Source organism: Paenibacillus wynnii, assembly GCF_000757885.1.
In the GTDB taxonomy this organism is placed as follows: Bacteria; Bacillota; Bacilli; order Paenibacillales; family Paenibacillaceae; genus Paenibacillus_AQ; species Paenibacillus_AQ wynnii.
This window is the reverse complement of record NZ_JQCR01000003.1, coordinates 1,533,632-1,554,601: the sequence shown is the minus strand read 5'-3', so window position 1 is coordinate 1,554,601 and position 20,970 is coordinate 1,533,632. Positions and strand designations below refer to the sequence as shown.

The window sequence follows — 20,970 nt, the reverse complement described above, 5'->3', positions numbered from 1 at the left end:
GGTCTACCGTTTCTACTAGTCCCGGGAAGTGTATATTGTACCGGCCTGGACCATACCCCGCGGCAATCAAAACGGAAAGCGGAGCTGCAGGCAGCCTGCAGGACACCGCAACACTTTAGGAGGCTTCCGGAATGAATATCCACGAGTATCAGGGAAAAGAAGTGTTGAAGAAGTACGGAGTCACTGTGCCTAATGGAAAAGTTGCTTATACAGTGGAGGAAGCAGTTCAAGCCGCTGAGTCCCTGAAAAGTCCGGTAGTTGTCGTAAAAGCCCAGATCCATGCCGGTGGACGCGGTAAAGCCGGAGGCGTAAAGGTTGCTAAAAGCATCGAAGAAGTGCGAAGTTATGCAAGTGAAATTCTAGGTAAAACATTAGTTACACACCAGACAGGACCTGAAGGCAAAGTCGTCAAAAGGCTTCTTATTGAAGAGGGCTGTCAAATCGTTAAGGAGTATTACATCGGATTGGTCGTAGACCGAGGTTCAGGCCGGGTCGTTATGATGGCTTCCGAAGAAGGCGGAACGGAGATCGAAGAGGTTGCGGAAACGCATCCGGAGAAGATTTTTAAAGAAATCATTGATCCGGCTGTTGGTCTGCAGACATTCCAGGCTCGTAAGCTCGCTTACAGTATTGCTATTCCAAATGAGCTTGTCGGTAAAACGGTCAAGTTTATGCAAGCGTTATATTCAGCTTTTGTTGATAAGGACTGCTCGATCGCGGAGATCAACCCACTGGTTGTTACGGCTGATGGAGACATTATGGCCTTGGATGCCAAGCTTAATTTCGACTCTAATGCATTGTTCCGTCATAAGGACATTTTGGAGCTTCGAGATTTCGATGAAGAGGATGAGAAGGAAATTGAAGCTTCGAAGTATGATCTAAGCTACATAGCGCTAGACGGCAATATCGGCTGTATGGTGAATGGGGCAGGTCTGGCGATGGCTACAATGGATATTATTAAATATTACGGCGGAGAACCCGCTAACTTCCTGGATGTAGGGGGCGGTGCCACTACAGAAAAGGTTACAGAAGCTTTCAAAATCATATTGTCAGATTCAAAGGTTAACGGAATTTTTGTGAATATATTTGGCGGTATTATGCGTTGTGACGTCATTGCAAATGGTGTGGTGGAGGCAGCCGGCCAACTTGGCTTAACTAAACCTCTTGTTGTGCGTCTCGAAGGAACAAATGTAGAACTTGGCAAGCAGATTCTGGCTGGTTCGGGACTGAATATCGTACCAGCAGATTCAATGGCGGATGGGGCCCGTAAGATCGTTGCTCTTGTACAGTGATAAGTGATAAGGAAAGTTTAATCTAGTTGATCGTATTGACCATTAAAGTAGGGATGTGACACGCATGAGCATTCTTGTAGATAAAAATACGAAAGTTATCACGCAAGGTATAACGGGTTCAACCGGGTTATTCCACACTAAGGGAGCATTGGATTACGGCACACAAATGGTCGGCGGAGTTACACCGGGTAAAGGCGGAACCTTTGTTAACATCCAGCTGGAAAAGGGTGGAGAGGTCAGCCTCCCGGTCTTTGATACCGTAGTTGCAGCCAAAGCGGCAACAGAAGCAACAGCCAGTGTAATCTATGTACCTCCGGCGTTTGCAGCCGATTCTATTATGGAAGCGGTCGATGCTGAACTGGACCTGGTCATTTGTATTACTGAAGGTATTCCTGTATTGGATATGGTCAAAGTATCTCGCTATATGGAAGGAAAATCAACTGTACTGATTGGCCCGAACTGTCCAGGGGTTATTACTCCGGGGGAGTGTAAAATCGGTATTATGCCGGGTTATATTCATATGCCGGGTTATGTTGGAGTCATTTCACGCAGTGGTACATTAACTTACGAAGCGGTTCACCAGTTAACTACCCGTGGAATCGGGCAATCTTCTGCTGTAGGTATCGGTGGCGACCCTGTTAAGGGCTCGGAGTTTATTGACATACTGAAGATGTTTAATGATGACCCGGGTACCAAAGCAGTAATTATGATTGGTGAAATTGGCGGAACTGCTGAAGAGGAAGCTGCGGTATGGATACGTGATAACATGGTCAAGCCCGTTGTTGGCTTCATTGGTGGTGCAACCGCGCCTCCGGGCAAACGGATGGGTCATGCAGGAGCCATTATATCCGGTGGTAAAGGAACCGCAAGTGAGAAGATCGCTGTCTTGGAGTCTTGTGGAATCAAAGTAGCGCCAACACCTGCGGAAATGGGTTCCACGCTGGTAAGTGTGCTTGAAGAACGCGGTATTTTGGATGCTTGTACAACACACTAAGAAGAAACGGTATTACCGTCTTTTTAATATTTTTGGATAAAATCTCCACAACACTTTGCAGTTCAGTTATAATCATACCAAAGGTAAGCAACCTTTTGTTCCCGCAGGGGAATGAAAGGTTGCTTTTTTGCGTCTTTACGAACAAACGGCAATCCGGATAGAGATTTATAGTTCTTCAGTTATACATAATAAGGAAGGAAGCTCCTTCCAAGACAGGGAGAGTTTGCGCATGCTCGATCGCGATTTGTTATTTGGACTCAATGAAGTGGAAGGCATCGGCTGGAAGACCATCTATAAAATTAGTAAAGCAGGTAACTTGTCTAATAAGCTCTTCAAAGCTTCTAGTGAAGAATGGGAGGGTTTCGGATTAAAAGAAAATATGTCTGTAAAACTCGCTGCGAGCTTTACAGAAGCGTGGGTTTCTACACGTTACTCTTTAATGAAAGAAAGTGGTGTAGGGCTGCTTACAATTTTGGATGAGGAATACCCTGAACTTCTTAAGGAAACTGCCCAGCCTCCTTGGGTGATCTATTACCGGGGGAGACTTGAGTTACTGTCCCGCCCTTCGGTCGCCATGGTGGGGACGCGAATCCCTACGTCGTATGGCCGTAAGGTTGGATCGTGTTTGGCCGAAGAGCTCAGTGAAGCCGGATTAACAGTTGTGAGCGGACTTGCCCGAGGCATCGACAGTGTCTGTCATGAAGCATCTCTAATGAAACGAGGAGGGACGATTGCTGTCATAGCTACAGGAATGGATAAGGTATACCCTCCGGAAAATCGAGACCTGCTGCGGCAAATTGCACAGGATGGTCTGGTTGTATCCGAATATCCTATTGGGACCAAAAGTCATCCGGGTTTGTTTCCACAGCGTAATCGCATTATAGCGGGTATTAGCCTTGGTACTGTGGTGGTAGAGGCAGACACCCGCAGCGGATCGTTAATTACATCGGATGCAGCCTTAGAGGCAGGAAGGGATGTATTTGCTGTACCCGGACCTATCACCTCTCCCAAGAGCAGGGGCGCACTTGAACTCATTAAACAAGGGGCGAAACTAGTAACCTGTACGGCCGATATTCTTGAGGAATATACTCATTATTTGTCGAAGTCAGACCTCTCCCAGAAAGAAAACGCCTCCATTGTGCCTGATTCTAAAGAGTCGCTAATTGAAAAAAAATTGACAAGAGAGGAGTTCCAACTATACCATATACTGCATCAGGGCCCGTTTACTCTCGATGAGCTGCTTGCACGGAGTCGGTGGGATTTTGGACATTTGCATTCAGTTCTGTTATCTTTAATCATAAAAAAAGCGGTATCACAATTACCAGGTGCTATTTATAAGGTAATTTAATATAAAAGCTTACGTAGTACACGAGGAGGACGAATTTGTGGCTGATGTATTAGTCATTGTCGAATCGCCAGCTAAGGCGAAAACAATCGGCAAATATCTGGGCAGTAAATATATCGTAAAGGCATCCATGGGTCATATTAGGGATTTGCCTAAAAGCCAGATCGGTGTAGAAGTTGAGAATGATTTCAATCCAAAATATATAACGATTCGCGGAAAAGGTTCCATTCTGAAAGAGTTGAAAGACGCCAGCAAGAAAGTGAAAAAAGTGTATCTCGCAGCTGACCCGGATCGCGAGGGTGAAGCGATTGCTTGGCACTTGGCGCATGCGCTGGATTTGGATCAAACACAGGAGTGCAGAGTTGTTTTTAACGAAATTACGAAGCAAGCCGTGAAGGATGCTTTCAAGACACCGCGCAAGATTAATATGGATCTAGTTAATGCGCAGCAGGCGCGACGGATTTTAGATCGGCTTGTAGGATATAAGATTAGTCCACTATTATGGAAGAAAGTCAAAAAGGGACTGTCGGCTGGGCGAGTGCAATCGGTTGCTGTTAAAATTATTATGGACCGTGAGAATGAAATTTCTGATTTCGAGCCTACTGAATATTGGAGTATTTTAGCCAAACTCGGTATAAGAGATTCTGTCTTTGAGGCTAAATTCCACAAATTTAAGGGTGAGAAAAAAGAGCTTCATCAAGAAAGTGATGTTCTTGAAGTTCTAGAAGCCATTAAGGATTCTGCTTTTACGGTAAAAGAAGTTAAGGAAAAAGAAAGACAACGCCATCCTTCAGCACCGTTTACAACAAGTTCACTACAGCAAGAGGCAGCAAGAAAGCTTGGCTTCCGTGCAGCCAAGACCATGTCAGTTGCCCAGCAGTTGTATGAAGGCGTTGAGTTAGGGAAAGAGGGTACCGTGGGTTTGATCACCTATATGCGTACGGACTCAACTCGTGTATCCACCACTGCACAAGATGAGGCTAAAGAGCTGATTATTGGAAAATACGGCGAAAAGTTTTTGCCGGAAACGCCACGACAATATTCTAAAAAAGCCGCAAATGCCCAAGATGCCCATGAAGCCATCCGACCAACCTCAGTACTTCGTGAGCCTGAGCTGGTGAAAGAATATATGAGTCGGGATCAGTTCCGCTTATATAAGCTGGTATGGGAACGTTTTGTATCGAGCCAAATGGCTTCAGCAGTTCTAGATACACTTTCTGTAGATATCACCGCAGGTACTGCTATTTTCCGGGCTGTGGGTTCGAAGGTCTCATTCCCCGGCTTCATGAAGATTTATGTTGAAGGTAATGATGATGGCACTACGGATGAAGAAAAGTATCTGCCTCCTTTGACAGCCGGGGATGATCTGGTTAAGCAGAATGTTGAACCGAAGCAGCATTTTACCCAACCGCCTCCGCGCTATACGGAAGCCAGATTGGTAAAGACGCTGGAAGAGCTGGGTATAGGCCGTCCGAGTACGTATGCACCAACACTTGAAACCATTCAGAAACGCGGTTACGTTGCCATTGAAGAAAAGAAGTTCATGCCCACAGAGCTCGGAGAACTTGTAATTGAGCAAATGGAGCAGTTCTTCCCGGAGATCTTGAACGTAGAGTTTACGGCTAATATGGAAGATGATCTTGACCATGTGGGTGAAGGTGCTGAGGATTGGGTCAAAGTATTGGCCGAATTCTACGAGTCATTTGAAAAACGCCTTGTATTTGCAGAAGAAGAAATGAAAGAAATTGAGATTGAAGATGAAGTTTCTGATGAGTTTTGTGAAAAATGCGGTAAATCAATGGTCTATAAGCTGGGGCGCTTTGGTAAATTCCTGGCTTGCTCGGGCTTTCCGGATTGTCGCAATACAAAACCTATCGTGAAAGATATCGGTGTAGGTTGTCCAAAATGCAATGAAGGTAAGGTTGTTGAACGGCGAAGTAAAAAGGGTCGTGTCTTCTACGGTTGTGATCAATATCCAGGCTGTGATTTCGTGTCATGGGATAGACCTTCCCTTAAGCCTTGTCCGGAATGCAGCACATGGATGATAGAGAAACGCAATAAACAGGGAACTAAGCTGCAATGTACGTCATGTGACCATACGGAGGCAGTGGAAGACAACGAAGAATTAGCAGAATAAGAGTCTACACAGGAGGTAAGGGAAGTTGACGGAAACAGCAAAGGTAACAGTAATAGGTGCAGGTCTGGCCGGTAGTGAAGCTGCTTGGCAAATAGCCTCGCGTGGGGTACCGGTAAGGCTTTATGAAATGCGGCCTGTCGTTAAGACACCTGCACATCATACAGATCAATTTGCAGAGCTTGTCTGCAGCAATTCACTGCGCGCCAACGGATTAGGGAATGCAGTGGGTGTACTGAAAGAAGAAATGCGCCGGTTGGATTCTCTGGTGCTTGGTGCTGCTGACCGTCATGCCGTGCCCGCCGGTGGTGCGCTTGCCGTTGACCGGGATGGCTTTTCCGGCGAAATCACAGCAACCTTGCACAACCATCCTTTGGTAGAGGTTATAAATGAGGAACTAACGCATATACCGGAGGAAGGGATAGTTGTCATTGCAACCGGCCCGCTGACTTCTCCAGCATTGTCTACTGAAATTAAAGGCCTGTTGGGTGAGGAGTACTTTTACTTCTACGATGCAGCAGCTCCTATTGTTGAGAAGGATTCCATTGATATGAGCAAGGTATATCTGGCCTCCCGTTACGATAAAGGTGAGGCGGCATACCTTAACTGTCCAATGACGGAAGAGGAATTCGATGTTTTCTATGATGCACTCATTACGGCAGAGGTAGCTGCACTCAAAGATTTTGAGAAGGAAATCTATTTCGAGGGCTGTATGCCCATTGAAATCATGATGAAGCGTGGCAAACAAACAGCCCTGTTCGGGCCGATGAAGCCGGTTGGATTGTTAAATCCCCATACAGGGAAACTACCGTATGCAGTGGTTCAGTTACGTCAGGATAATGCCGCAGGAACTCTTTATAATCTTGTGGGCTTCCAGACACACCTGAAGTGGGGAGAGCAAAAGCGAGTGTTCTCTCTTATCCCGGGTCTTGAGAATGCGGAATATGTTCGTTATGGCGTTATGCACCGCAATACCTTTATCAACTCTCCGAAGTTGTTGCATCCAACCTATCAAATGAAGGGTAAGGAACGGCTGTTCTTTGCCGGACAAATGACCGGAGTGGAGGGGTATGTGGAATCTGCCGCTTCAGGGATGATTGCCGGAATCAATGCAGCGAGGGCAGCGCTGGGTCAAGAAGGACTTATATTTCCTTCAGATTGTGTATTAGGGAGCATGCCGGCCTATATCACCTCCGCTGATCCGGAACATTTCCAACCCATGAATGCGAATTTCGGATTATTACCGAAACCTGAGAAGAGAATGCGTAGCAAAAAAGAAAAAAATGAGCTTCTTGCTCACCGCGCATTGGAAGTTTTATCAGCGTTTGCTTCTCAGACGGGTCTCCCGTATTCTGAGCCTGTAACCCAGGAGCAAGATCTATCTTAAGGAGGTTCTAGAGATATGGTTCCCAGTTTTCATGCAACGACAATATGCGCAGTTAGGCATGGAGGCCAAGCCGCTATAGCCGGTGACGGTCAGGTAACTTTCGGAGAAAGTGTCATTATGAAGACGACTGCTAAAAAAGTGCGGCGATTATACCGAGGACAAGTGATCGCAGGATTTGCGGGATCGGTCGCTGATGCAATCACATTGTTTGAGAAGTTTGAGGGTAAGCTGGAGGAGCATCATGGGAATCTGCAGCGTGCAGCGGTAGAACTTGCCAAGGATTGGCGGCAGGATCGCATACTTCGGAAGCTGGAAGCACTGATGATCGTTATGGATAAGGAAGGAATGCTCCTTATTTCCGGTAATGGTGAAATTATTGAACCGGACGATGATGTTTTGGCTATTGGCTCTGGAGGTAATTTTGCATTAGCTTCCGGACGTGCTTTAAAGCGCCATGCCCCTACTCTAAGTGCAGCTGATATTGCCAGAGAGGCTCTTCAAATCGCTTCTGAAATATGCGTATACACCAATTCCAATATTATTGTTGAACAATTGTAGGCCTCAGTGCCATAGAGAGATGGAGGAAGTATAGATGATAAATCAATCGCTTACACCCCGCCAAATCGTAGCTGAGCTGGATAAGTATATAGTGGGTCAGAAGCAAGCAAAGAAATCCGTGGCAGTTGCACTTCGCAATCGTTACCGCCGCAGTCTTCTAGCTGAGGAGTTGCGTGATGAGGTTGTACCGAAGAACATTCTAATGATTGGTCCTACCGGAGTGGGGAAAACAGAGATCGCCAGAAGACTTGCAAAGCTGGTCAACGCTCCATTCATTAAAGTGGAAGCAACAAAATTTACTGAAGTGGGCTATGTAGGACGCGATGTAGAATCAATGGTTCGTGATCTGGTCGAAACTTCAATTCGTATGGTGAAGCTGGAACGCACAGAAAAGGTCAAGGACCGTGCCGAGGAATTAGCTAACGAAAGAATTGTGAACATCCTAGTCCCTTCCACTTCGAAGAATAAAGGCCAACGAAATCCTTTTGAAATGATATTTGGTGGCAATAGTGGTGGACAGGACGATTCCAAAGAAGAAGTGGAACAGGACGGAAGCCTTAGTGAACGCCGTCGTGGAGTTCGATTCAAACTGCTGGCCGGCCAACTGGAAGATGATATCATTGAGGTGGATGTTGAGGATACCGCACCGTCGATGCTGGACATGTTTGCTGGTCAAGGAAATGATCAGATGGGCATGAATATGCAGGAGATGTTCGGAAGCCTCCTCCCTAAACGGACTAAGAAGCGTAAGCTCCCCATCCGGGAAGCTCGTAAAGTGCTGACTCAGGATGAAGCTTCTAAACTTATAGATATGGATGATATCATTCAGGAATCGGTTACCCGGGCAGAGCAAACGGGGATTATCTTTATAGATGAGATTGACAAGGTCGCAAGCCAAGGAAAGGGTGCGGGTCCCGATGTCTCCCGGGAGGGTGTGCAGCGCGATATTTTGCCGATTGTCGAAGGCTCGACCGTAATGACGAAATATGGCCCTGTAAAGACGGACTACGTGCTCTTCATGGCTGCCGGAGCTTTCCATATTGCGAAACCTTCGGACCTCATACCGGAGCTCCAGGGGCGCTTTCCGATCCGTGTAGAACTGAGCAGTCTTACGTTGGAGGATTTTGTTTCGATTTTAACTGAGCCGGAGAATGCACTTACGAAGCAGTATGTAAACTTATTGGCTACAGAAAACATTGATATCCAATTTCAAAAAGAGGCCATATACGAAATTGCCAAGATAGCTGCTACTGTTAATCAGAACATGGAGAACATTGGAGCACGCCGTCTTCACACCATTCTGGAGAAGCTGCTGGAGGATCTTTCTTTCGAAGCTCCAGAGTTGACTCTAGACACTATGGTTATTACACCCGAATACGTGCGGGATAAACTTGCGAGTATTGCTCTTGATCGAGACTTGAGTCAATATATTCTTTAGTTTACAAATTTCGTGCTGCTATTTCCTGAATTCGCCAAAAATCCATAAAATTCGTGACAAAATATTGGGAATTAAATCCATCGTATTCATAAACGAGTATTTATTTTCCATATAAAAGTAAATATATAGAAAAAACATTCAATAAGCCCTCTCTTTTTTGAAAAGATAGGGCTTATTTCTTATTGTAATAATATGCATTTTCCACGAAAATCAAGATATGTGATTATGACTGTTTTCTGTTCTACGACAACATTCGACTTTAAGTCGATGGAAAGCTACTAATTTGTAGCCTTTTTTGTCGAAAAAGAAGGATTACTAGTAGTGTTGTGGAATTCTTTTCAATATGGTAGTTTTGGAAGGGGGATATTAATGGGATTGCTGAATAATGTCAGTTTTCAAAGAATGCAGGGAGGCATGGAAGCTGCCAACAAACGACAAAGTGTTCTTTCCAATAATGTCGCTAATGTAGATACACCGAATTTCAAACGGTCTGATGTCTCATTTGAAAGTTTTCTGCAGCAGCAAGATAAAGGGATGAAACCCCAACTCAGCGCGAAAGTGTCTGATTCGCGTCATTTTGCATTCGGAAATAATGTAGTTGTTCCGGCCGCGGTGGTCACTACGGATGAGGTTTCTTCAATGAATAACAACGATAATAATGTTGATATTGATCGGGAAATGGCACTTAGTGCAGAAAATCAGCTTAGGTATAACTCTTATATCCAACAAATTAATAGTCAGATTTCAATGATGCGAACAGTTGTTGAGGGGAGATAACCTAGTATGAATTTTGGTAGCAGTTTTGGGATTAGCGCCTCGGCACTAACTGCCCAGCGGTTGCGTATGGACGTGATTTCTTCCAACATCGCTAACGCTGAAACGACTCGGGCTTCGGTGGTTGATGGGAAAGCGGTTCCTTACCGTCGAAAAATGGTTGTCCTTGAAGCCGTTCAAAGTAGTAAGTTTTCTGATATTTTAAACAATAAAATGAACGGCGGCTCTAGAGGGGTTAAGGTACAGGCTATTACAGAGGATGCCTCGCCGCTTAAGCCAGTGTACAATCCAAGTCATCCGGATGCGGACGAGAATGGATATGTATATATGCCTAACGTTGACGTTACGAAAGAAATGGTTGATATGCTATCCGCTTCCCGTTCCTATGAGGCAAACGTTACTATGCTTAATGCAAGTAAAGCCATGGTAAGCAAAGGTCTTGAGATTGGACGGTAATCATAAACACATAAAGGAGGGAACATATTGATACAAAATTTAGGAATAGGTGCCCAAGCTGTCCAACAGCTTGCAATGAAAACTCCAACGGCACCGTCTTCATCCGTTCCAACCGGTTCATCGCAAAGCTTCAGTTCATACCTAGAAGATGCTCTGAACCAGGTAGCCGGTCAGGAGCAGCAAGCGAAGGAAATGAACAATAAATTTGTACTTGGTGAAGTAAATGTAGATGAAGCACTAATCTCTTCCCAGCAGGCATTGCTAAGTTTGCAGTTGACTACACAAGTCCGGAACAAAGTGATTGAAGCCTATCAGGAAATTATGAGAACTCAGATATAAATATCCTAGCTAAGTTTCGGATGGGGTGACACTGTGAATGAAAGATTTGCCCAGTACAGGGACAAGGGTGTTCAGTACTGGAATAGATTCAGCAGTAGACAAAAGATATTATTCTTTTCGACACTGTTTATCATTATTATTGTCATCGTTGTTATAACGATGCAGCTTTCAAAAACCGAGTATGAGGTAGCCTTTCAGGATTTGGATAGTACGGATTCGGCTGCAGTTATGACTTATTTGGATTCATCGGGTATTTCATACCAATTAAGCACGGATGGGAAGAGCATCTCTGTACCAAGTACGGAGGCTGCCCGGATTAAAGTGGACGTAGGTTCTCAGGGGATCGTTCAGGGAGGGTCTATAGGGTATAAAGTATTTGATGAAAACTCTTCAATGATCGGAACGACAGACAATGAGTTTAATGTAAAGTATAATAATGCGCTTAATGGTGAAGTTGAACAATTAATGAGAAGAATGCAAGGGATTAAAGACGCAAAGGTATTAATTAATTTGCCGAAAGAGACGGTATTTGCATCGCAGGCAGATCAAGAGAAGGCCTCTGCTTCAGTAGTGCTATCGTTCAATCCTGGGTTTAGACCGAGTCAGGAGAATATTGACGGTTATTTCAACCTTGTTAAAACAGCGGTTCCTAATCTTCCGATTGAGAATATTACGATTGCTAACAATGAAGTTGAACTTAAACCTACATCAATGGGTGGTCAAGCAGGGGTATCAAGTCAGGTTGAAGAGAACTTTACTATGCAGAAGAAATTCGAAGAAGAAGTCAAAAAGAATGTAAAACAATTTCTTAGTACCCTGACAGGTCCTGACAAAGTAGACGTTCTAGTATTTTCAAAGCTGAACTTTGATAAAGAGAGCCGCAAGGAAGATTTGGTATCGCCAGTGGATAATGAGAATATGAAGGGAATTGAAATCAGTTCTCAAATTATTAGTAATTCATTTTCAGGACAAGGGAATACGAGTGGTGGTGTAGCGGGTACTGGTTCACAGGATGTGGCAGGTTATCCTTCGGGTACTGATACTGGAACTTCCTCTTCTGAGGAATCATCTGAGACCAGGAACTATGAAGTTAACCATATTACCAAGGATATTATAGCTAGCCCATACACTGTTAAAGATTTAACCATAAATGTCGCAGTTGAACCACCTTCAGGTCAAACAACTTTGGATCAACCGACAAAAGACGCTATCCAAAACATTTTAGTGAATATTGTGCGCGCTTCATTGGCTGATTCTGGAATTGACTATACAGACGCAGACTTGAGTAAAAAGGTTTCGGTGTACTCCCAACAATTTGGTAGCAACGCTGCAGCTGCTGCTGCGGGCAAGCTGGCAAACTGGATGATATGGGCAATCGGAGCAGGAGCACTAGTTATTGGAGCAGGAGCGGGTTATCTCTTCTATCGGAGTCGCAGAAAGAAAGCGGAAGAGGAAGAAGAAGATGTACCGTTACAGGTTCCGACTGAGTTTCCATCCATCAATATGGATAGCATAACGAACGAAAGTCAAGTACGTAAACAGTTGGAAAGTCTAGCCAAGAAGAAGCCGGATGAATTCGTAAATCTTCTGCGTACATGGCTTGCTGATGAACAGAGGTGAAGGAATGGCAAAAGCTAGCCAGCAGGGATTAAGCGGTCGACAAAAAGCCGCAATCCTGCTTATCACACTAGGACCTGAAGTATCGGCTCAAATATTCAAACATCTTCGGGATGAGGAAATTGAACAACTGACGCTTGAAATTGCCAATGTCCGCAAAGTTGACAGTGGTGAAAAGGAATCAATCATGTCAGAGTTTCACCAGATATGTCTTGCTCAGGAATATATATCACAAGGCGGTATTAACTACGCCAAAGAAATTTTGGAGAAGGCGCTCGGTCAGACAAAAGCGATGGAAGTCATTAATCGTTTGACAGCTACCTTGCAAGTTAGACCATTTGACTTTGCACGTAAAGCCGATCCGAATCAAATTCTCAACTTTATTCAGAACGAGAATGTTCAGACGATCGCACTAGTGCTATCGTATCTCCAGTTTGAACAGGCTGCAGCGATCCTCTCCTCTCTTCCTCAGGAGAAACAAGCCGAGGTGGCAAGACGGATTGCTATTATGGACAGTACTTCTCCTGAAGTTATTTCTCAAATTGAACGCGTTCTGGAACAGAAGCTGTCAGCAACGGTTACACAGGATTATACAAATGCTGGCGGTATCGAATCTATCGTTCAAATTCTGAATGGAGTAGACCGAGGGACGGAACGAACCATTCTGGATTCCCTAGAAATACAGGATCCGGAACTTGCCGAAGAAATCAAAAAGCGGATGTTCGTATTCGAGGATATTGTCAATGTGGATAACCGTTCAATTCAACGGATTATCAGAGATATCGAGAATGCAGATCTGCAGTTGGCATTGAAGGTCGCAAGCGAAGAAGTTCGAGACGTTATTTTCCGAAATATGTCCAAGCGTATGGCAGAAACATTCAGGGAAGAAATGGAGTACATGGGACCCGTTCGGTTGCGTGATGTAGAAGAAGCGCAGACCCGAATTGTAGGAACCATCCGCAGGTTGGAAGAGTCCGGTGAAATCATCATCGCACGTGGTGGAGGAGATGACATTATTGTCTAAGCTGATCAAACACTCCCAATACGTCCCTCTAGATGTTCTGAAAAGACTGGAACAAGCCAGGCATTACGCGGGCCTGTCCCATGAGCTTGGTTCAGAAGAACCTGCTGTTGAGATTCACTATCATGACCCTTCACGGGAGGAAGCTGAACTTGCCCGCAAGCAGATGCTTCGAGATGCTCAGGAGTTTGCTGAGGGGCAAGTAAGAAATGCCTCGGAAGAAGCTGAATTCATCAAAGAGTCGGCTCGTGCGGAAGTTGAACAATGGTGGCTTCAGCGGCGGGAACAAGATGAACATCTCATAGAGGTAGTGAAGTCTGAAGGTTATCAGCAAGGTTATCAGGAGGGTGTCTCTCAGGCTGAGGAAGAAATGAAGCGGAAAGTTGCCGAAATGATGGAAGAAGCTAGAAATGTACTAGCAGATGCTCACAGGGCAAGAGACGTCATCATTCAGGAAGCTGAACCCTTTTTGGTAGAACTTAGCTGCGGCATTGCCGAGAAAATTGTGGAGAAACAGCTTACGATAGAGCCCGAGTTCACTATGGATTTAATAAAAAAGAATTTAGCGCGCAAACGTGAGCAGGGGTTGATCTCCCTTTGTGTATCTCCATCCCAGTTCATATTCGTAAACGCAGCCCGGGAAGAACTGGCGCTCGCAATTGATTCACAGGCTGAACTGCAAATTTTGCCTGATTCGATGGTTAAGGATCACGGTTGTGTAATCCGATCTTCATTTGGCAGTATTGATGCACGAATCGACACCCAGCTTGCGGAGATCAAGAAAGAGCTTTTAAGAATCGCTCTGGATACCGAGGAAGGCAAAAATGGTGAAGAAAATGCTTGATAGTAAGCGTTATAAAGAACAATTGCTGAATTTTGATCCCGTCAGAGTTAACGGTAAAGTCACTCAGGTTATCGGCCTCATGGTTGAATCCGAAGGTCCGGATGCTAGCATAGGTGATGTATGTTTCATCTACCCCACTAAAGGGACTAAGCCGCTTAAGGCTGAAGTTGTTGGATTCCGGGATAATAAAGTACTTCTGATGCCTTTGGGTGAACTGCAAGCCATTGGTCCTGGCTGTGATGTAGTGGGAACTGGCAAACCATTGAGTGTTCAAGTAGGTTCTGAGCTTCTCGGTAAGGTATTGGATGGATTGGGTCAACCGTTGGACGGTTCACTCATTCCGGCTCGTATGCCGCATAGCTCGACCTTCAACATTCCGTCTAATCCATTGAACCGCCCGAGAGTGCAGGAGCCAATTAGTATAGGGGTTAGAGCAATTGACGGGTTGTTGACTATTGGCAAAGGACAGCGGGTTGGCATATTTGCAGGTTCAGGTGTTGGTAAAAGTACACTGATGGGTATGATCGCTCGAAATACATCGGCAGATGTAAACGTTATTGCTTTGATAGGTGAGCGGGGCAGGGAAGTTTTAGACTTCATAGAACGTGATTTAGGACCTGAGGGTCTACAACGTTCTGTAGTAATTGTAGCTACCTCTGACCAGCCGGCACTCATAAGAATTAAAGGTGCATTAATCGCCACAACGATTGCTGAGTACTTCCGGGATCGCGGACTAAATGTCATGCTGATGATGGATTCTGTTACCCGGTACGCGATGGCGCAACGTGAAGTGGGTCTCGCAGTTGGTGAACCACCAGCTATGCGAGGGTATACACCATCCGTGTTCGCGAGCCTTCCCAAGCTGCTTGAAAGGGCTGGTACAGGGCCTCTAGGTTCAATAACTGCCTTTTACACCGTTCTGGTTGATGGAGATGACATGAACGAGCCTATTGCGGATGCCGTTCGGGGGATTCTGGACGGTCATATTGTTCTAAATCGAAGTATTGCTAACAAAGGTCACTTTCCTGCAATTGATGTACTATCTAGTATTAGTCGGGTTATGAAAGATATAGCGACTGAAGAACAAATAGATGCTGCAGAGAATGTAAAAAGACTAATGGCGGTGTACAAGGATTCGGAAGATTTAATTAATATCGGGGCCTATCAGAGAGGCTCTAACGCGCAAATTGACGAGTCCATCCAATATATCGACAGCATTTGGAATTTCACCAAACAAAAGGTGAATGAGAAAGTTACGTTAGCCGAAGTTCAAGAATCCTTAATTTCACAATTCTCAAGGAGTTGAAGCTGAATTATGAAATTTCATTATCCTTTTCAAAAAGTTGTGGACTTGAAGGGCAATGAAAAGACACAGGCGGAGTGGATACTTTCAACCGCGCTTGGGGAGCTGCAAGCCCAAGAAAAAAGTCTTAATGAATTGATGGTTCAGCGAAGTGATGTCATTCTTTCTTTGCAAAGTTCAGTAGAACAGAGAACATCAATGAATAAAATTCGCGAATTACAGGACTATGTGGACTATCTCGATAAATGTATTACCCGTAAGCATTCAGAGATCTTTTATGCAAATCAGGAAGTACAACATAAGCAAGAACAGCTAAGTACAAAGGTTTTGGATGAAAAGGTGTGGCTGAAAGCTAAGGATAAGGCTCAGGTGCTGTTTCAGCATAGCATGAATTTACGGGAACAAAACGAATTGGATGAGATAGCTACGGTCCGATTCGCGATGAAATCCCTCTAAACTCGGAGGTTTCCGCTAGTGGCGAAGAATGAAATGGAACTCGATAATCAAGAGTCAGCTGGTAAATTTGAGCGGTTTCTATTTTTAATGATACCTATTATTTTTACGCTGGTATTATTGGGAGTATTGCTGACCCTTTTTAATATGGATATCCGCAATAATGTGCTAACCGTTGCGAACAAAATACCGATAGTAGAAAAATGGGTTCCCGATCCACCAGCAGACCCTGCTTTGGATGATAAGCAGCAGGCTGAGGAACAGGCCGCCAGCTCAGAAACAACCATTAAAGAACTAAAAGCTAAGCTGGCTGATCAGAATGAAATCCTGAGAAAAGTTACTGAGGAAAAAGCGGCTCAGGAGACTCAGGTGAAGGCCCTTCAATCACAGATTAAAAGTATTGAAGAGTCAGCATCCGCTGCTAAAGAAGATACGGTTAGCGAAGAGGATGCCTACCAAAATCAGGTTACCAACTTAGCCAAACTATACGCGGGAATGAAGGCATCCAAAGCAGCACCGATTATGGAGAATCTAACGACAGAAGAAATGGTGCAAATCTTCAGCGTCATGAACAATGCGAGTAAAACTGCTATTCTGGAAAAAATGACCCCTGAAACGGCTGCCGAGGTATCTGTAAAGTTAAAGGAAATTACAACTTCAACGGATTTGTCGATTGCGGCCCTTCAATCAAGATTGAAGAAACAGTCCGGTACAACAGCATCCACATCTGGAAGCAGTACAAACCTTGATAAGGAAAAGCTTAACCAAACGTTTACCACTATGCCGGCTGCTGAAGCAGCTAAGCTGTTGAGTGAGATGTACAAAATCAGTCCAGATAAAGTGGTTACGATTTTGAGCAGTGTTGGTGATAGTGTGAGATCCTCTATCTTGGGGGAAATGACCAAAAATGATAGTACACAGACAGCTATGGTTGTTAACCGCTTAATGGGCGCTAAATAAGACTTGAAGGGAGGTGAAAAAATATGAGCTTAGTATTTCAAATGGTTTCTGCAGGAAATGGAACAACTGCTACTTCAACTGCTGGGGCATCTACCACAGTAGCAAGTGCAGAGGGAACAGGATCATTGCTGCCTTTTGCACAAGCACTTATTCAAAAGATGACGGGCGTTCAGGATAGTAATAATGCTCCGGTTGCTGTAAGCGGGGACCCGCTCGTTTTATTGCAAGGTTTGCTGAAACAAATCCAACCTTTTGATGATGCAAAAGAAGAGGCTGCTTCTCAAAATTCTGATTTGCTTAGTGAGTTGGCGCAGGATATAGAGAAACTTGATGATTTAATTGCTACCGATCCAACATTACTGGCTTCACTTCAAGGCTGGCTTATGCAGGTAGCAGCGCTTCTGACTAATAGTGTTCCTCAGGAAACTCAAACGGAGGCTGCAGCAGTATTGTCACCTTTAGCACAAAATCCCGAGACCCTTCGTTTTGCCGTACAGGATGATCTTAACCGATTAGTCTCTATCATTAAGGAGGCTGCAACTGGCGGAAATGAGGAATTAACAACCAAAGGGTTAACTGTCCTAAATAACTTTACTGAAATCATGAGTCAATCCTCTGTGAATACAGACAAGCCTAAAATGGCAGTGAGTCAGAATCAACAATCTTCAGATCAACTGTTGGTAAAGAGCGAAAAACCTGCTACTTCAACTCAAGCCGTTAATGCCGAGTCAGGAAGCAATGATACGGATCTCTCAGGCACTATTCAGACAAAGGTTGTCGTAACTGCAGATGCGAAAAAGTCATTATCTGATGAGGGAGCAGTGCCAGAATTCACAGTCCCTACCGAAAGCAATGAGATTGTTACCGCAGGGCAGTTGTCCATACGAAACGGAATTACAGCACCGCTGAAAGCAGAGGTACCTCAGGTACCTGTTCATCAATTTGCTAAAGAAATGACAGGGTTGATCACTAGCAAACTGGAGATTGTGAACAAGGGCGGAGTTGCAGAAGCTACGATCTCACTGTTTCCTGAGAATCTTGGACAAGTTGATGTCAAAATTACAATGCAGAACGGACAACTTATAGCACAGTTTGTAACCGAACATGCCGGTGCCAAGGATTTATTGGAGCAGCAAATGGTTCAATTGCGTGCAGCACTACAGTCTCAGGGACTTCAGGTTGAGAAGTTGGAGGTAACACAGAATAACACACCTCTCCAATCGCAAATGCATCAGGAGGGTCGACAGTCCGGCTCAGGAGGACAATCTGGTAAACGTTCGAACAATGGTAATGACGCTTCGACAGACGCCGTAACCGCAGCAGAGTTAAGTGGAGAGTGGAAGGATTTGCTTGAAACAGGAGTTTCGGGAGATCCGAATCAAACCGCATCATTTTCTGCCAAGGCCTAATGAGTAAGACAGAGAGGAGAATATTATGGCTTCTTCAAATTTAATATCAACCAGTAATACTTGGCCTAACTATGCTACAGGCAACAGCGCAAACCCTGGCAGTGCTTCAGGCAGTTCGGTTATGGGGAAAGATCAGTTCCTTAAAATTCTTATTACTCAGCTTCAAAACCAGGATCCGATGCAGCCGATGGAAGATAAAGAGTTTATTGCACAAATGGCTCAATTCTCGTCTGTTGAGCAGTTGATGAATATTTCTACACAGCTAACATCCCTGAATCAGTCTCTTGGTTCTGCTTCCAACCTGATTGGCAAAAGTATTACTTGGACAGATAGTACAACACTTTTACCTGTATCTGGGATTGTAGATTCAATAGTCGTAAAAAGCGGTGTTAATTATGCGGTTGTTGGAGACAAAAAGATTGCTATTACAGATGTAACAGAAGTGAAAATTGCACCTTCAGCAGCAAACATTGACTCTAGTGGTACGAATACAGGAGGCAGCGAGGAGAGCGGGGAGACGACATGAGTGAACGGCTGACGATTGGCCAAATGTATCCCAATGTAGTCCATCCATCAACTTTACAACGTCCCTCAGCTTCCAAAAGCACAGGGGGTCCAGAAGCTTCGTTCGAGAACGTGCTGCAGCGCAATATGCTTAAATTCAGTAATCATGCCGCTAAGCGATTAGAACAAAGAGGGATAACACTTGGAAGCCGTCAATTGGATCAAATATCTTCTGCCGTCGATAAGGCAGCAGCCAAGGGAAGCAAGGAATCGCTGATCTTGATGAAAGACATGGCACTAATCGTTAGTGTTGCCAATCGTACTGTTGTTACAGCAATGGATGGAAGCTCTATGAAAGATAATGTATTTACCCAAATTGATAGTGCAGTAATTATTTCATGAACTGGCTGGTCCTAACGGAAAGCCGGAGTGACCGCCGACCGACTGACGCGGTCCTTACTTCACCAAAGAACTATTATAATCCGGGAGATGATATTAAATGTTAAGATCGATGTACTCAGGGGTTTCAGGCATGCGCGGTTTTCAAACTAAATTGGATGTTATCGGGAATAATATCGCCAACGTTAATACAATCGGCTTCAAATCGGGCCGTGTAATGTTTAAAGATATCATGAGTCAGACGGTGTCCGGAGTAACTGCACCAACTGATGGTGCTCAAGGCGGAGTAAATGCCAAACAAATCGGTCTGGGTGTAAGTATAGGTTCTGTTGACACATTACACTTGGCAGGTAGCGCAATGACCACTAATAATCCAACGGATCTGCGACTTGATGGAGACGGTTTTTTCTTGGTTAAGCTTTCTGATGCACAAGAAACTCCTTTTCTTACCCGTGCAGGTGATTTTCATGTAGACTCGAGCCGCAACTTAGTTACCTCTGATGGCTTGCACGTATTAGACTCTGCTGGAGGCATTATACAGTTAGATGAAGCCGTAACCGGTTTTTCGATCTCCAATGACGGTACGATTGTTCAAACGATGAGTGACGGTACAACACAGCCTGGTGTTCAGATTGGTGTCGGTAAGGTTTCCAACCCTCAAGGTCTTGAGAAAATCGGCGGAAATCTGTATCGTATGACCTTGAATGCTAACGCGGATGGTGCATTGGAACCGACAACTGCCAATAATACCGAAACAGGAACAGGAGCGATTGTGGCAGGTCAACTTGAGATGTCTAATGTTGACTTAACTAATGAATTTACTGAGATGATAGTTGCCCAACGTGGTTTTCAAGCGAACTCCCGTATTATCACTACTTCTGATGAGGTACTGCAGGAAGTTGTTAACCTGAAACGTTAACAGTAGATCATAACTACTTGAATAAACGCTTTATATTAATAGAAACATTTCGGCAATTGTGGGAGTGTTATCGCTCAGACGGGGGGAGAGCTCCTTCCCCTATTTTTTGTTAGGAGGCCTGCTATGATCTCGGTAACTCGTATAAATGGAACCCCAATGTGGCTGAATGCCCTTTTGGTGGAGATGGTGGAAGAAAGCCCGGATACATATATTACTTTGGTTACGGGCAAAAGATTGATCGTACTTGAAAAAGTCGATGAGGTTATTGAAAAAATCCGGCAGTATAACAAGGAAATCGGCTCAAACGTAGCTACCATTAAAGTGCAATCATTGGAGGACCATTCATGAAAAAGATGCTGCCATGGCTCATAACTATTTTGCTGGCAATTACATTAATTGTATTAGCCGCCTTTCTGTTAATGGGCAAATTTTTTCCAAGTGACAAAAATGAGGTCAACGCGGCTGTTGAGAATGTAGAAGCAAAGCATTTAAGTGCCGATGAAATTGTCGAGCTGACCGCGGAAATAACTGACATCAAAACTAATCTTGCAGACCCCGATTATATCGTTTTAATAAATTTCGCATTTCAATTGGATTCTATTACATCCAAGGAAGAATTCGATAAGATTAAAGATATTAAGATCAAGCCAATCATCATTAAGACGCTTGCCGATACCAAACCAGAGCAATTAAACGGGGCGGAAGGCAAAGATCAGCTTAGCAGTAAACTAGTTAATTTGATCAACAAAACCTTGACTGAAGGCAAGCTGACACAGATTGAGATTACCAATTTTATTTTGACTTCTTTGTAGTTTCAAGCCGGT

At 44.5% G+C, this 20,970-nt stretch carries 22 protein-coding genes; all 22 read left to right on the top strand.

Annotation, left to right across the window (positions count from 1 at the left end; genetic code table 11):
• Nucleotides 1-131: 131 nt before the first annotated feature.
• The 22 genes from sucC to PWYN_RS22420 all read left to right on the top strand — a co-directional run bounded on the left by sucC (nt 132) and on the right by PWYN_RS22420 (nt 20,958).
• Nucleotides 132-1,292, top strand: coding sequence for an ADP-forming succinate--CoA ligase subunit beta (sucC, locus tag PWYN_RS22525; RefSeq protein WP_036656518.1), 1,161 nt, complete (start codon nt 132-134; stop codon nt 1,290-1,292).
• A gap of 64 nt (nt 1,293-1,356) precedes the next feature.
• Nucleotides 1,357-2,286, top strand: a complete 930-nt coding sequence (sucD, locus tag PWYN_RS22520) for a succinate--CoA ligase subunit alpha (protein ID WP_036656516.1) — start codon at nt 1,357-1,359, stop codon at nt 2,284-2,286.
• Nucleotides 2,287-2,515: 229 nt separating this feature from the next.
• Nucleotides 2,516-3,634, top strand: a complete 1,119-nt coding sequence (dprA, locus tag PWYN_RS22515; RefSeq protein ID WP_036656514.1) for a DNA-processing protein DprA — start codon at nt 2,516-2,518, stop codon at nt 3,632-3,634.
• 37 nt (nt 3,635-3,671) lie between these two features.
• Nucleotides 3,672-5,768 carry a type I DNA topoisomerase gene (gene topA / locus PWYN_RS22510; protein ID WP_036656511.1) on the top strand — a complete coding sequence of 699 codons (2,097 nt, stop codon included), beginning with the start codon at nt 3,672-3,674 and terminating at the stop codon, nt 5,766-5,768.
• A 25-nt stretch (nt 5,769-5,793) separates the two neighbouring features.
• Nucleotides 5,794-7,152, top strand: coding sequence for an FADH(2)-oxidizing methylenetetrahydrofolate--tRNA-(uracil(54)-C(5))-methyltransferase TrmFO (trmFO, locus tag PWYN_RS22505; protein ID WP_036656509.1), 1,359 nt, complete (start codon nt 5,794-5,796; stop codon nt 7,150-7,152).
• 15 nt (nt 7,153-7,167) lie between these two features.
• Nucleotides 7,168-7,710, top strand: coding sequence for an ATP-dependent protease subunit HslV (hslV, locus tag PWYN_RS22500; RefSeq protein ID WP_036656507.1), 543 nt, complete (start codon nt 7,168-7,170; stop codon nt 7,708-7,710).
• A 34-nt stretch (nt 7,711-7,744) separates the two neighbouring features.
• A complete protein-coding gene (hslU, locus tag PWYN_RS22495) occupies nt 7,745-9,148 on the top strand; it encodes an ATP-dependent protease ATPase subunit HslU (RefSeq protein ID WP_036656504.1) in 1,404 nt (467 codons plus the stop codon).
• A 369-nt stretch (nt 9,149-9,517) separates the two neighbouring features.
• Complete coding sequence (gene flgB, locus PWYN_RS22490) at nt 9,518-9,925, top strand: flagellar basal body rod protein FlgB (protein WP_036656502.1); 408 nt, start codon at nt 9,518-9,520, stop codon at nt 9,923-9,925.
• A 6-nt stretch (nt 9,926-9,931) separates the two neighbouring features.
• A complete protein-coding gene (flgC, locus tag PWYN_RS22485) occupies nt 9,932-10,378 on the top strand; it encodes a flagellar basal body rod protein FlgC (RefSeq protein WP_036656500.1) in 447 nt (148 codons plus the stop codon).
• 27 nt (nt 10,379-10,405) lie between these two features.
• Nucleotides 10,406-10,717 carry a flagellar hook-basal body complex protein FliE gene (gene fliE, locus PWYN_RS22480; RefSeq protein ID WP_036656498.1) on the top strand — a complete coding sequence of 104 codons (312 nt, stop codon included), beginning with the start codon at nt 10,406-10,408 and terminating at the stop codon, nt 10,715-10,717.
• A gap of 33 nt (nt 10,718-10,750) precedes the next feature.
• Nucleotides 10,751-12,337 carry a flagellar basal-body MS-ring/collar protein FliF gene (fliF, locus tag PWYN_RS22475; protein ID WP_036656496.1) on the top strand — a complete coding sequence of 529 codons (1,587 nt, stop codon included), beginning with the start codon at nt 10,751-10,753 and terminating at the stop codon, nt 12,335-12,337.
• A 4-nt stretch (nt 12,338-12,341) separates the two neighbouring features.
• Nucleotides 12,342-13,358 (top strand): flagellar motor switch protein FliG, encoded by a 1,017-nt coding sequence (fliG, locus tag PWYN_RS22470; protein WP_036656494.1) that lies wholly within the window; start codon nt 12,342-12,344, stop codon nt 13,356-13,358.
• The gene (locus PWYN_RS22465) at nt 13,351-14,199 is read left to right on the top strand and encodes a FliH/SctL family protein (protein ID WP_036656492.1); all 849 of its coding nucleotides are present in this window, start codon (nt 13,351-13,353) and stop codon (nt 14,197-14,199) included. Before fliG ends, PWYN_RS22465 begins: the two co-directional genes overlap by 8 nt.
• Nucleotides 14,180-15,505, top strand: coding sequence for a flagellar protein export ATPase FliI (gene fliI / locus PWYN_RS22460; protein ID WP_036656490.1), 1,326 nt, complete (start codon nt 14,180-14,182; stop codon nt 15,503-15,505). The genes PWYN_RS22465 and fliI overlap by 20 nt, the downstream gene beginning before the upstream one ends.
• Nucleotides 15,506-15,514: 9 nt before the next feature.
• Nucleotides 15,515-15,958: a flagellar export protein FliJ gene (gene fliJ, locus PWYN_RS22455; RefSeq protein WP_036656488.1), complete on the top strand. Its 444-nt coding sequence runs from the start codon at nt 15,515-15,517 to the stop codon at nt 15,956-15,958.
• A gap of 18 nt (nt 15,959-15,976) precedes the next feature.
• A complete protein-coding gene (locus PWYN_RS22450; protein ID WP_052088291.1) occupies nt 15,977-16,915 on the top strand; it encodes a MotE family protein in 939 nt (312 codons plus the stop codon).
• A gap of 23 nt (nt 16,916-16,938) precedes the next feature.
• Nucleotides 16,939-18,324, top strand: coding sequence for a flagellar hook-length control protein FliK (locus PWYN_RS28315; RefSeq protein WP_052088289.1), 1,386 nt, complete (start codon nt 16,939-16,941; stop codon nt 18,322-18,324).
• 22 nt (nt 18,325-18,346) lie between these two features.
• The gene (gene flgD / locus PWYN_RS22440; protein WP_157261241.1) at nt 18,347-18,850 is read left to right on the top strand and encodes a flagellar hook assembly protein FlgD; all 504 of its coding nucleotides are present in this window, start codon (nt 18,347-18,349) and stop codon (nt 18,848-18,850) included.
• Nucleotides 18,847-19,230 (top strand): TIGR02530 family flagellar biosynthesis protein, encoded by a 384-nt coding sequence (locus PWYN_RS22435; protein ID WP_036656484.1) that lies wholly within the window; start codon nt 18,847-18,849, stop codon nt 19,228-19,230. Before flgD ends, PWYN_RS22435 begins: the two co-directional genes overlap by 4 nt.
• A gap of 97 nt (nt 19,231-19,327) precedes the next feature.
• Nucleotides 19,328-20,146: a flagellar basal body rod protein FlgG gene (flgG, locus tag PWYN_RS22430; protein ID WP_036656481.1), complete on the top strand. Its 819-nt coding sequence runs from the start codon at nt 19,328-19,330 to the stop codon at nt 20,144-20,146.
• Between the two features lie 123 nt (nt 20,147-20,269).
• On the top strand, nt 20,270-20,494 hold the full coding sequence (locus PWYN_RS22425) for a flagellar FlbD family protein (RefSeq protein ID WP_036656479.1): 225 nt from the start codon (nt 20,270-20,272) through the stop codon (nt 20,492-20,494).
• Nucleotides 20,491-20,958, top strand: a complete 468-nt coding sequence (locus tag PWYN_RS22420; protein WP_036656477.1) for a flagellar basal body-associated FliL family protein — start codon at nt 20,491-20,493, stop codon at nt 20,956-20,958. The genes PWYN_RS22425 and PWYN_RS22420 overlap by 4 nt, the downstream gene beginning before the upstream one ends.
• Nucleotides 20,959-20,970: the final 12 nt, after the last annotated feature.

Bases quoted from the DNA above. Each gene is read 5' to 3' on its own strand.
- sucC (WP_036656518.1), top strand. From the start codon at position 132: ATGAATATCCACGAGTATCAGGGAAAAGAAGTGTTGAAGAAGTACGGA.
- sucD (WP_036656516.1), top strand. From the start codon at position 1,357: ATGAGCATTCTTGTAGATAAAAATACGAAAGTTATCACGCAAGGTATA.
- dprA (WP_036656514.1), top strand. From the start codon at position 2,516: ATGCTCGATCGCGATTTGTTATTTGGACTCAATGAAGTGGAAGGCATC.
- hslV (WP_036656507.1), top strand. From the start codon at position 7,168: ATGGTTCCCAGTTTTCATGCAACGACAATATGCGCAGTTAGGCATGGA.
- hslU (WP_036656504.1), top strand. From the start codon at position 7,745: ATGATAAATCAATCGCTTACACCCCGCCAAATCGTAGCTGAGCTGGAT.
- flgB (WP_036656502.1), top strand. From the start codon at position 9,518: ATGGGATTGCTGAATAATGTCAGTTTTCAAAGAATGCAGGGAGGCATG.
- flgC (WP_036656500.1), top strand. From the start codon at position 9,932: ATGAATTTTGGTAGCAGTTTTGGGATTAGCGCCTCGGCACTAACTGCC.
- fliG (WP_036656494.1), top strand. From the start codon at position 12,342: ATGGCAAAAGCTAGCCAGCAGGGATTAAGCGGTCGACAAAAAGCCGCA.
- fliI (WP_036656490.1), top strand. From the start codon at position 14,180: ATGGTGAAGAAAATGCTTGATAGTAAGCGTTATAAAGAACAATTGCTG.
- fliJ (WP_036656488.1), top strand. From the start codon at position 15,515: ATGAAATTTCATTATCCTTTTCAAAAAGTTGTGGACTTGAAGGGCAAT.
- PWYN_RS28315 (WP_052088289.1), top strand. From the start codon at position 16,939: ATGAGCTTAGTATTTCAAATGGTTTCTGCAGGAAATGGAACAACTGCT.
- PWYN_RS22435 (WP_036656484.1), top strand. From the start codon at position 18,847: ATGAGTGAACGGCTGACGATTGGCCAAATGTATCCCAATGTAGTCCAT.
- flgG (WP_036656481.1), top strand. From the start codon at position 19,328: ATGTTAAGATCGATGTACTCAGGGGTTTCAGGCATGCGCGGTTTTCAA.
- PWYN_RS22425 (WP_036656479.1), top strand. From the start codon at position 20,270: ATGATCTCGGTAACTCGTATAAATGGAACCCCAATGTGGCTGAATGCC.
- PWYN_RS22420 (WP_036656477.1), top strand. From the start codon at position 20,491: ATGAAAAAGATGCTGCCATGGCTCATAACTATTTTGCTGGCAATTACA.